Raw genomic sequence first — 12,212 nt, forward strand, 5'->3', positions numbered from 1 at the left:
GAAATGAGATGCACTCTTTTATATTGTATTTTAAAAATTATTCAACTGGTTTTAGTTTTGCAATAAAGTGTCTTAAGACCTTTGGTTCATATGTGAATTCATAGCCTTTAAGTTCATCTTTTCTCTTAGCAATGTTAATAAGTGCTTCAGCAACTACATCCATATGGTTGTTTGTATATACTCTTCTAGGTATTGTAAGTCTTAACAGTTCAAGTGGTGATTCTAACTGCTCACCTGTGTCAGGGTCTCTTCCTAATAAGAACGAACCAACTTCAACACCTCTTACTCCAGCTTCTTTATATAACTCAACACATAGTGACTGTGCTGGGAATTGATAATATGGTATATGAGGAAGCATTTTCTTAGCGTCTACAAATACTGCGTGACCTCCAACAGGCTTCTGTATTGGTATGCCTGCTTCATCAAGTTTTTTTCCTAGATATTCTATTTGACCTATTCTCGCTTGCAAATACGCCTCTTCAACTACTTCTCTTAGACCTCTTGCGAGTGCTTCCATATCTCTTCCTGATAAGCCACCATAGGTAGGAAAACCTTCCATAGGTATAACCATTTGGCGTACACCTTCATATATCTTTTCATCATCTTTAATAGCTACCATTCCACCCATGTTTACGATACCATCTTTTTTAGCACTCATAGTCAAACCTTCACCATATGAGAACATTTCTCTAACTATTTCTTTTATAGTCTTATTTTCATATCCATCTTCTCTTTGCTTTACAAAGTGTGCATTTTCAGCGAATCTTGCAGCATCAAAGAATACTCTTAAACCGTATTTATCAGCTATTTTTTTAACAGCTTTGATGTTTTCCATAGATACGGGTTGTCCACCAGCACTATTACATGTGACTGTTATCAATATAAATGCACAGTTCTCTACTCCTTTTTCTTGAATAAAAGACTCCAACTTGTCTAAATCAAAATTTCCTTTAAATGGGTGCTCTTTTTGTGTATCATATGCATCATCTATTACAAGATTTATAGCTCTTCCACCTTTTAACTCAATATGTGCCTTAGTAGTGTCAAAGTGCATATTCCCAAGTACATATTGTCCTTGCTTAATAATAGTTGGGAATAAAACGTTTTCCGCACCTCTACCTTGATGAGTAGGTACAAAATATTTATATCCTATTACATCTTCTACAGCCTCTTGCAGATTATAAAAGTTTCTACTTCCTGCATAGGATTCATCACCGAGCATTAGACCAGCCCACTGATAATCACTCATTGCTCCTGTTCCACTATCAGTAAGTAAATCAATAAATACATCTTCTCCCTTAAGAGCAAACTGGTTATACCCTACTTCCTTAATCTTTTGTTCTCTTTCTTCTTTAGGTATTAGTTTGATTTTCTCAACCATCTTTATTTTGTACGGTTCAGCCATTTTTTCATACATACTAATTCCCCCTTATACTTTATCAAGTTAAATTACTAAAATTATTTGAAGTCTTCAAATTTTGTTGCTAATTAAATATTCTATATTATATTTAAATATCCTCTAATATTCATTAATTTTTAGGAAACATTAATAAATATGTTCCTAATTTATATTTTGTTGGCATAAATAACCATACGTGATATAATATTCAAAATAACTTTTTGGAGGTTAATATGAACGATAAAATAACTCCTACCATATCTAGTTATCTTAGAAGAAGCATGCTCTATGTTCCTAGCGTGATAGAAAAAGCATCAGGAATAAGAGTCAATGGAAAGCTCATACGTTCTCTTGTCTTCTCTACTGATGTTGCAATAATAAAAAACATAAACGCAGATGCTGTTATAGCCGTTTACCCTTTTACTCCTCAGCCTGTCATTACACAAGCTTTAATGACCGCAGCTGATATTCCTGTATTATGTGGAGTAGGAGGTGGAATTACAACAGGAAAAAGAACTGTAAACCTTGCACTCCATGCAGAGTTCCAAGGTGCTTTAGGAGTAGTAGTTAATGCTCCTACTTCAAATGAAGTTATACATGAGTTAGTTGAAACTATTGATATCCCAGTAGCAGTAACAGTTGTGTCATCAAAAACAGATATCAAGGCAAGAATAGATTCTGGTGCTCATATACTAAATGTCTGTTGCGCGAGTAAGACTCATGAAATAGTAGCAGCAATCAGAGACAAATACCCAGATGTACCTATTATCGCTACTGGTGGACCTAATGATGAAACAATCATGAAAACTATTGAAGCAGGAGCAAATGCAATTACTTATACACCACCTACTAGTGCTGAACTATTCAGTAGTATTATGAATAAATACAGAGCTGATTTATAGAAAAACATACCCTATATAGTATATCTTTTTCATCATCCACTCTATAGGGTATGTTTATATGACTTTTTACTATTATTTTTCCTTAATGAACCAATTCTTATCTCTTTTAAGCTTCTTTTTTGTAACCAAATCGACTATAATTTGGCTGAGTTTTTTTGCATCATGTCTAATATAGTTTTTCTTCACATCTATAAGATTATCCTTTATTACCTCTATATTCATCTCATTCAATATTTTTTCTTCTTGCTCAGTTATAATAACTGGCTTGGCACCATCTTCATAGTATTTCTTAAGAGTACTATCTGGTATATCTTCGATATTAGTTATAACATAATCTATTATTTCCTTTTTAGTATGCTTAATAATTGCTTCAACATGGTCTAATACTCCATAGTTATCTGTTTCACCAGGCTGCGTCATAACATTGGGTATATAAACTCTTATTGCCTTAGAATTTTGTATATGCTTAACCATATCCCTTACAAGAAGATTTGGTATAACACTTGTATATAAGCTTCCAGGTCCTAGTACTATACAATCTGCTTCATTTATTGCCACTATAGATTCTCGCAATGGATAAACCTTTTTTGGTTTAATAAACACATCTTCTATTTGACTATCGAATTCTTTATTTTTTTCTGGGATATTTGATTCTCCTTCAATTACAGTACCATTTTTCAATCGTGCAAACAGCTTCACATCTTCTAATGTCATAGGAAGTACCTTGCCAGTAACTGCAAGTACATTGCTCATCTCTTTTATTGCTACCTCAAAATTTCCATGTATTTCGTTCATTGCAGCTATAAACAGATTTCCAAAATTTTGACCTTTTAGTTTACCTTCTTTAAATCTGTATTGTAATAGTTTTTCCATAGAAGGTTCTGTATTCGCCAAAGCTAATAAGCAGCTTCGTATATCCCCAGGTGGAAGCATTCCTAAGTCCTCTCTAAGTATTCCAGATCCTCCCCCATCGTCTGCTACAGTTACAATTGCAGTTATATTTGATGTATATTCCTTTAACCCTCTAAGTAATACGGAAAGTCCAGTTCCACCACCAATTACAACTACTTTTGGACCTTTTACCAACACCTTTTCTTTATAAAACACCTTGTTTTTAGCAATTATTTTTTTTATCCCTAGTCCCGGTTTAAACCAACTAAATAATCCCATATCTTAACCCCTTTTTAGGATTTTCTGCAATCTCTATGACCTATTGTGACTCTATGCCCTTTATTCTTTAAATCTTCATAGAGAAAATTTGCTAAAGTTACAGAACGATGCTGTCCACCTGTACATCCTATGGCTATAACTAATTGAGTTCTTCCTTCTTTTATATAGAAAGGAATAAGAAAATCTATCATATCAATAAGCTTAGCAGTAAATTCTTTAGTTTGCTCCCATTTCATAACATAGTCTCTGACATGTTTATCATTTCCTGTGAACTCTTTAAGCTCTTGTATATAGAAAGGATTAGGTAAAAACCTTACATCAAACATCAAGTCTGCATCTAGTGGTACCCCTCTTTTAAAACCAAAAGATATAATTGATATTGTTAGATTCTTTGATTCCTTTCCTTCTAAAAAAATATGCTTTATTTCTTCTTTAAGCATAGCAGTAGTTAAGTTTGAAGTGTCTATTATATAGTTTGACTTTTGTCTTACTTCGTCAAGCTTCTCACGTTCTTTTTCTATGCCATCAATAATTCTTCCACTAGGACTCAATGGATGAGGTCTTCTTAGTTCCTTAAACCTTTTTATCAGAACATCATCTGATGCATCTAAAAAAAGAATTTTATATTCAAAACCTGATTTTTCTAGTACATCAAGACTTTTAAACAAGTCGTTAAAAAATCTACCTCCACGTATATCAACAACAATTGCCACTTTATTTATTCTTCTTTTAGATTGCGAGCATAGGTCTGCAAAATCTGGAAGCAAAGCAGGAGGCAGGTTGTCCATACAGTAGTACCCACTATCTTCTAATATTCTTACTGCTTGACTTTTACCTGCACCAGATAATCCTGTAATGATTATAAATTTCATTATATTGCTCCTTTCCATTGGTTATTCTATAGCGTTTTTTATACGATCTGTTTTTAGCCCAGCTTTTAATGCTCTTTGTATTGCACTATCAACGTTGCCTACATCTTCTGGCCTATGAGCATCACTGCTTATTAAAAACTTAACATTTTCTTCCATGGCTATTCTTAAATACTCTAATGTCAAAAAGCCATGACTTGCATTAATTTCAAGAGCTGTACCTCTTTGTGATGCTGCCTTTGCAAGCTCTCTTGTATCTATGTCCACTTTTGCTCCAGGATGCGTAATTAAGTCAATATCATATCTATTTATAGCATTGATAACAGCTTTTGTATTCATTTTTCTAGCTTTTTTAGCTATTTCTTTTGAAAATCTGCCTAGATAGTTAAGAATAAACATATTATACGCATCTGAAATAGATTTTGGCATAGCACCAAAATGGAAACCTACCAACAAAATATCTATAAGCTCAATTATCTCGTCATTTACATCTATCTCACCGTCATATCCTATAATATTAGACTCAACACCCATTAAAATCTTTATCTGTTTATATTCTTGATTGAGCTTATCAATTTCTTCACGTATTTTTTTGAAATTTTTTCTTTTCACTCCAAATCCTACATGACTAGGTCCATGATCACAAATAGCTATTTCTTTTAACCCTTTTTTTATTGCGCTCTCTACATTTTCTCTTATTGTTCCTTTTCCGTGACTATATATTGTGTGAGTATGATAATCAGCAAATATTTTCATTAGTGCACCTCTATCCCATTTTGATACTATTGTTCCCCAATAATTTTAACTTCAGTATCAAGATTTACGCCATAATTATCTCTTACAGTCTTCTGAACTACCTTTATGAGGTTAGTAACATCACTAAAAGTAGCATTTCCTAGGTTAACTATAAATCCACAATGCTTATCAGATACCTGAGCATCGCCAAGCCTTAATCCTTTTAATCCTGAATCCTCTATGAGCTTCCCAGCAAAATAACCCTCAGGTCTTCTGAATGTACTTCCAGCGCTAGGTAGATGTAATGGTTGTTTGGTTGTTCTTTTCTCTGTCAGTTCACCCATGTAATCCTTTATCTTTTCATAATCTCCTTTTTGAAGAACCATCTCAACTTCTACAACAATCATATTTTGATGCTGCACTCTACTCTGTCTATACCCAAAGTTCATTTGGCTATTGCTAAGCTCTACAACATTTCCATTTTCATCTATACATTTTACACTGGATACGACATCCTTCATTTCTGAGCCATATGCTCCAGCATTCATAGCTATTGCGCCACCTAGAGAACCGGGTATTCCACTTGCAAATTCTAATCCACTAAGTGAATGCTTAAGTGCTGCCTTTGACACTACTGATAATAGAACTCCTGCTTCTGCAGTTATTTTCGCGTCTTCAACAACAACCTCATCTAGATACTCTGATATCTTAATTACAACCCCTCTAATGCCTTTATCACTCACTAATAAATTACTGCCATTTCCAATTATATAGTATTCTACATCATTTTCTTTACAAAGCTTTATTGATGAAGAAATTTCCTCTATTGTTCCAGGCATCACTAATATATCAGCAGGTCCCCCTATTTTAAACGAAGTATGCTTACTCATAGGCTCATCTAACAATATTTTTCCTTGTTTTATAATCTTATCAAACAAATTCGAAATTATGCCTTTATTCAAAAATACCAGCTCCTATATTGAAATCTATATCATTTAATATTTCACTCTTATTCATAATTTAGTATATCTTTTTTGAACACAATAAACAACATAAAGTCAGCATATAGACTTTTTTATCTTATTCTTAGTTATCCATAACTTATTTAGAATTAATTATTTGATTGATTTGACTTTTAGCCTCATCTATTGCTTCCTTAGTTGTTTTTTCCCCGATTATTGCTAGCATAATCTGATTTTGAAGTATTCTATCAATATCCTTCCATTTCGTATGCTTAGGAGTCATTTTTGTGTAAGATAGACAATCCTCTATTCTTTTCATTTTAGGGTCGTTTATATACATATCCTCAATATTACTCTTAGCAGGATATACTCCTAATCTTTCTAAGTCTTTTTGATACTTTTCTTCAGTTAAAAACTTAAGAAATTTTACACACATCTCTAGTTTTTTTTCATCTTGCTGTTTAAAAACTCCAAATGCACTCACGCTGTTATTAAGTGATACAGGAAGCCTTCTGTCGCCAATTGGATAATTAGCTATAGCATATTCAAAGCCTTCTCCACTTAAAAATCGTTCTTCTAGTACTCTAGTTGCCCAAGAGCCAGTAGCATACGCAGCTACATTCTTTTTATTATAAAACATATCCCACGACTGATTTTCATCACTGATTCCAAAGTCATCAGGAGTTACTTCGTACTTATGCTTTAAATCAACTACTTTGTTTACTCCACTTATTGCTTTATCTCCTGAAAATATGTATTTCATTTTCTGTTCATCTATTATTTCAGCTCCATCACTTAATATAATTCCCCAGAGGTTATAGTAATTAGGCTTAATAAAAGATGTAAAACCATACTGATCTATTTTATCGTCATTATCAGTATCTATAGTAAGCTTCTGCATCTTTTCAACGAATTCTTCATAAGTCCAGTTACCATCCAACGGAAGCTCAACTCCATTTTGCCTAAACATATCTACATTTAGATACATTACATATGTAGTCATCATAAATGGTACTCCCCACATATGTTCATCATAGTTAACTGCATTCAATGCTTGATATTTGAATTCTTTCTTCTCTTCTTCAGTAAAAAAAGCCTCAAGTGGCTCTAATATCGAGTCGTTCATATAAATAAAATCAGTACCTATTGGCGCTATATCAGGCACATTGCCAGTTTCCAATGCAACTTCAAGCTTTATAGGACCCTTCTTCCAATCAATGGGTGTAAGTTCAATATACACACCAGGATTTTTACGTTCAAACTGCTCTATCTTATCCTGAATCCATCCATATCTACTGCCTGTTTTGACATCTAATCTTGGAAAATCCCACAACTTTATTACGCCTCTCCACTGCACTTCTTCTTTCTTTTCTATGTGATTATCCTGAATAGGTTTAAAAACGAAAACATAGAAAGGCCATGATATTATAAAAATTGTTAAAATTATAGACATAATAACTCTCATTGCTTTTTTCATAATGTCCCCCCCTTTAATATAAATATTCTAAAGAGATGTCCTTTATACAATATAATAAAAAACAAGTAGTGATTAATCACTACTTGTTTTTTAAAGTATATTCTTAAGCTTGTGCAAGACGTCTATAGTTTTCGTATCTTTCTTTAGCTTCTTTTTCAGCCTTATCAAATAGCTCGTCAGCTATTTCTGGGAATGTCTTAATTAGAGAAGTATATCTTACCTCACTATTAATGAAATCTTTGAATGAAGCTGAAGGTTCTTTAGAATCAAGTACGAAAGGATTCTTTCCTTCTTCTTTTAATACTGGGTTGTATCTGTATAAATGCCAGTATCCAGATTCAACAGCTCTCTTCTCTTGATTTTGTGTACGTCCCATTCCTTCTTTAATACCATGGTTTATACATGGAGCGTAAGCAATAATTAGAGAAGGTCCGTCATAGCTTTCTGCCTCAATAAGAGCTTTCATAAATTGGTTCTTATCTGCACCCATAGCTACTTGAGCTACGTATACATATCCATAAGATGCAGCTATCATTCCTAAGTCTTTCTTCTTAACTTTCTTACCTGATGCAGCAAACTTCGCAACAGCAGCAGTTGGAGTAGCTTTTGAAGACTGTCCACCAGTATTTGAGTAAACTTCTGTATCGAATACAAGAACATTTACATTTTCTCCTGTAGCTAATACGTGGTCAAGTCCGCCGTAGCCTATATCATAAGCCCAACCGTCTCCACCAACTATCCACATAGATTTCTTAATTAGATAGTCTTTCTTTTCAGCTACTTCTGCTAAAATCTTCTTAGCTCTTTCGTCTTCTACATTATTGTTTTCTAATAATGCAAGAATCTTAGCAGTTGCTTTCTTAGAAGCATCAGCATCTTCTTTTCCTTCAATCCATTCGTTGAAAGCTTCTTTTATGCTATCACATACATTTAATTGAACTAATTCTTTTGCTAGCTCTTCTAATGTATTTCTCATTTTCTTAACAGCTATTGCCATACCATAACCATATTCAGCATTATCTTCAAATAATGAGTTAGCCCAAGCTGGTCCTTTTCCTTCTGCATTTTTACAGTATGGAGTAGATGGAGCTGAACCTGCCCAAATTGAAGAACATCCAGTAGCATTAGCTATTAACATTCTATCTCCAAATAATTGAGTTACAACTTTTGCATATGGTGTTTCACCACAACCAGCACATGCACCAGAGAATTCTAACAATGGTTGAGCAAACTGGCTTCCTTTTACAGTGTTAAGTGACATTTTGTCATCTTTAACTGTTACAGTCATTGCATATTCCCAATTTGGTACTTGTACTTCTGTTTGAGTTTCTAATGGTTTCATTTCTAGCGCTTTTTCTTTAGCTGGACAAATGTCAGCACAGTTGCCACAACCTGTACAGTCTAAAGTACTTACTTGAATACGATACTCAAGTCCTTCTAGTCCTTTACCAATTGCTTTTTTAGTTTCAAAGCTTTGAGGAGCATTTTTCTTTTCATTTTCATTTACAAGTATTGGTCTAATTGCTGCGTGTGGACATACAAATGAACATTGGTTACATTGTATACACTTATTAATATCCCATTCAGGAACATTTACTGCGATACCACGTTTTTCATATGCAGCTGTTCCATGTGGGAATGTTCCATCTTCAGCACCAACAAATGTACTTACAGGAAGAGAGTCTCCCACTTGCTTATTCATTGGAATCAATACATTCTTAACAAAATCAGGAACATCTTTAGCTGCTGCAGCTTCTTCTTGAGCTTCTGCATTACTCCAGCTTGCAGGAACTTCAACTTTTACTAATGCATCTATTCCTTTTTCAACAGCAGTGTAGTTCATGTTAACAATCTTTTCACCTTTTTTACCGTATGATTTTACTATAGCTTCTTTCAAGTAGCTAATAGCTTCATCTAAGTCGATAACATTTGCTAATTTAAAGAATGCTGATTGCATAATCATGTTTGTTCTGTTTCCAAGACCAATTTCTTGAGCTATATCTGTTGCATTTATTGTGTAGAGCTCAATTTTATGATCTGCAATATATTTCTTAACATTTGCAGGAAGTTTTTCTTCTAATTCTTCAACTGACCATTTGCAGTTCAATAAGAATTTACCACCGTCTTTTAAACCGCTTAATATATCATATTGATTTACATAAGCTTGGTTTGAACATGATACAAAGTCTGCTTCTTCTATTAGATATGTTGATTTTATTGGTTTCTTACCAAATCTTAAGTGTGATATTGTAACTCCACCTGACTTCTTACTGTCATATGAGAAGTATCCTTGAGCATAAAGATTTGTTTTATCACCAATTATCTTAATTGCATTTTTATTTGCTCCTACTGTACCATCTGATCCAAGTCCCCAGAACTTACATCTAATAGTTCCTTCAGGTGCAGTTTTAATAATTTCTTTTACTTCTAATGATCTATTTGTAACATCATCAACTATACCAACAGTAAATCCATTAGCTGGTTTTTCTTGTTTTAAGTTGTCATATACTGCTTTAATTTGAGATGGAGTAGTATCTTTTGAACCTAATCCATATATTCCACCTACTACTACTGGAGCATTTTCCATGTCGTAGAATAAAGCTCTTACATCAAGATATAGTGGGTCTCCTACTGCTCCTGGCTCTTTAGTTCTATCTAGAACTGCTATTTTCTTAACTGTCTTTGGTAATACGTCAAAGAAGTATTTAGCTGAGAATGGTCTATATAAATGTACTTTAACTAGACCTACTTTTTCACCTTTAGCCATTAAGTAATCTACGGTTTCTTCAATAGCTTCAGTTGCTGATCCCATTGCTATAATTATATTTTCTGCATCTGCAGCTCCATAGTAGTTAAATGGCTTGTATTCTCTACCAGTGATGTTGCTTATTTCTTTCATGTAATCTGCTACTATGTCTGGCACTGCATCATAGAACTTATTAGCAGCTTCTTTTGCTTGGAAGAAGATATCTGGGTTTTGAGCTGTACCTTTTGTTACAGGATGCTCTGGACTTAATGCTCTTTTTCTGAATTCATTTACAGCATCATAGTCAACTAATTTAGCTAAATCTTCATATTCAACTAGTTCAACTTTTTGAACTTCGTGTGATGTTCTGAATCCATCAAAGAAGTGTACAAATGGAACTCTTGATTTAATTGCAGCTAAATGTGCAACTCCAGCTAAATCCATTACTTCTTGAACGCTACCTGAAGCTAATAATGCAAATCCTGTTTGTCTAGTAGCCATAACGTCCGAATGATCTCCGAATATTGATAAAGCATGGCCTGCTACAGCACGAGCACTTACATGGAATACTCCTGGTAGTAATTCACCCGCTATTTTATACATATTTGGGATCATTAACAATAAACCTTGAGATGCAGTAAATGTAGTTGTTAATGCACCTGCAGTTAATGAGCCATGCACTGTACCTGCCGCACCTGCCTCAGATTGTAACTCTGCAACGTGTACAGTCTGTCCAAATATATTTTTTCTACCATGAGCCGCCCATTCATCTACTAGCTCTGCCATTGGTGAAGATGGAGTTATAGGGTATATACCAGCAACATCAGTAAATGCATATGCAACGTAGCCGGCAGCCGTATTTCCATCCATAGTCTTCATAACTTTTGCCATTTTGGGACCCCCTTATTAAATATAAATATTATATTTTCTACAATATGTAATGGATTACATACTGTATACAATATGTTCCTTATCATAAGTATAGTAAACAATATCTATAAAGTCAACAAGTAGAGCCAACTATATTTTTTACAAAAATGTAGTATATTTATTATAATAAAAAGATAATTTTGGCATATATTTTTGTGTATATTAAACAAAATAGACAGTATTAACTGTCTATTTTTAACTTCTATGGTATCAATTACTTGAAGGTCGGCTTCTTAACAAACTATTTTAAAGTGCTTTTCAGTTATACTAATGGTGCAATACTACTATCTAAAAATCTTGATTTTTCTTTTGAACTCAGATAGTTTATCAATCTATCTGATGAAATGTTTACAATAAGTTCTTCTGGCATCTGTACTGAATTGAGTACTTCAATAGCCTTGTCGAATCTACCAACGTCAAAAGCTACATGAGAGTCACTACCGACTACAACCTCAACTCCATGTTTCTTACATAGCCTAGCTATCTCTATACAATTTTCTAGACTTCCTACTCTGCTCGATACAAAAGAACTATTGTTTATCTCTATTAGTGTTCCTGTTTCTTTAGCTTTCTTTACGACCTCTTCGTAATGAATAGGAAAAACAGGATTTCCTGGATGAGCTATAATATCAACAACATCATTTTCCATAGCTTTCAATAATGCATTTGTATTTTTATCTGCTCCACCAGACTCAATACATACCTCATGCAATGACGCAATTACTATATCTAGCTTTTGTAGCATCTCATTTGATATATCAAGATTCCCATCATAGTCCATTATATTTGCCTCTACGCCTCTTAATATCTGAACTCCATAGATCATGTCAGGAACTACTCTCTGATTTAATATATGAAAAACATTTGATGCTCCAGGCATACTTGGACCATGATCAGTTATACCAACTATTTCTAAACCTTTATTGTTAGCTTCTCTTGCAATTTCTATAATTGTACTGTATGCATGACCACTAGCAATGGTATGACAGTGTGTATCTAAAACAAATTTCAATATACCCAAC

Annotated in this window: 9 protein-coding genes; 1 reads left to right on the top strand and 8 read right to left on the bottom strand. The window is 33.7% G+C overall.

Annotation, left to right across the window (positions count from 1 at the left end):
* Nucleotides 1–37: 37 nt before the first annotated feature.
* Nucleotides 38–1,417 (bottom strand): tryptophanase, encoded by a 1,380-nt coding sequence (locus tag HNR33_RS19270; RefSeq protein ID WP_429086712.1) that lies wholly within the window; start codon nucleotides 1,415–1,417, stop codon nucleotides 38–40.
* Between the two features lie 215 nt (nucleotides 1,418–1,632).
* On the opposite strand from HNR33_RS19270, the gene HNR33_RS19275 reads away from it, so the two are divergent.
* Entirely contained in the window at nucleotides 1,633–2,301 is a 669-nt protein-coding gene (locus HNR33_RS19275; protein ID WP_429086714.1) for a hydrolase, read from the top strand.
* Between the two features lie 72 nt (nucleotides 2,302–2,373).
* Here the strand turns inward: HNR33_RS19275 and HNR33_RS19280 are convergent, their stop codons facing one another.
* From HNR33_RS19280 to HNR33_RS19310, 7 genes are all read right to left on the bottom strand, one after another.
* Nucleotides 2,374–3,471: a gluconeogenesis factor YvcK family protein gene (locus HNR33_RS19280; protein ID WP_429086717.1), complete on the bottom strand. Its 1,098-nt coding sequence runs from the start codon at nucleotides 3,469–3,471 to the stop codon at nucleotides 2,374–2,376.
* 14 nt (nucleotides 3,472–3,485) lie between these two features.
* Entirely contained in the window at nucleotides 3,486–4,343 is an 858-nt protein-coding gene (rapZ, locus tag HNR33_RS19285; protein ID WP_429086720.1) for an RNase adapter RapZ, read from the bottom strand.
* 21 nt (nucleotides 4,344–4,364) lie between these two features.
* Entirely contained in the window at nucleotides 4,365–5,096 is a 732-nt protein-coding gene (locus HNR33_RS19290; RefSeq protein ID WP_429086723.1) for a PHP domain-containing protein, read from the bottom strand.
* A 26-nt stretch (nucleotides 5,097–5,122) separates the two neighbouring features.
* Nucleotides 5,123–6,037: a UDP-N-acetylmuramate dehydrogenase gene (murB, locus tag HNR33_RS19295; protein WP_429086726.1), complete on the bottom strand. Its 915-nt coding sequence runs from the start codon at nucleotides 6,035–6,037 to the stop codon at nucleotides 5,123–5,125.
* A gap of 139 nt (nucleotides 6,038–6,176) precedes the next feature.
* Nucleotides 6,177–7,514, bottom strand: coding sequence for an ABC transporter substrate-binding protein (locus HNR33_RS19300; protein WP_429086728.1), 1,338 nt, complete (start codon nucleotides 7,512–7,514; stop codon nucleotides 6,177–6,179).
* 103 nt (nucleotides 7,515–7,617) lie between these two features.
* On the bottom strand, nucleotides 7,618–11,151 hold the full coding sequence (gene nifJ, locus HNR33_RS19305) for a pyruvate:ferredoxin (flavodoxin) oxidoreductase (RefSeq protein ID WP_429086730.1): 3,534 nt from the start codon (nucleotides 11,149–11,151) through the stop codon (nucleotides 7,618–7,620).
* A 301-nt stretch (nucleotides 11,152–11,452) separates the two neighbouring features.
* Nucleotides 11,453–12,202: a phosphatase gene (locus HNR33_RS19310; protein ID WP_429086733.1), complete on the bottom strand. Its 750-nt coding sequence runs from the start codon at nucleotides 12,200–12,202 to the stop codon at nucleotides 11,453–11,455.
* Nucleotides 12,203–12,212 lie beyond the last annotated feature (10 nt).

The sequence above is a fragment of the Brassicibacter mesophilus genome, assembly GCF_050433385.1.
In the GTDB taxonomy this organism is placed as follows: Bacteria; Bacillota; Clostridia; order Tissierellales; family Proteiniboraceae; genus Brassicibacter; species Brassicibacter mesophilus.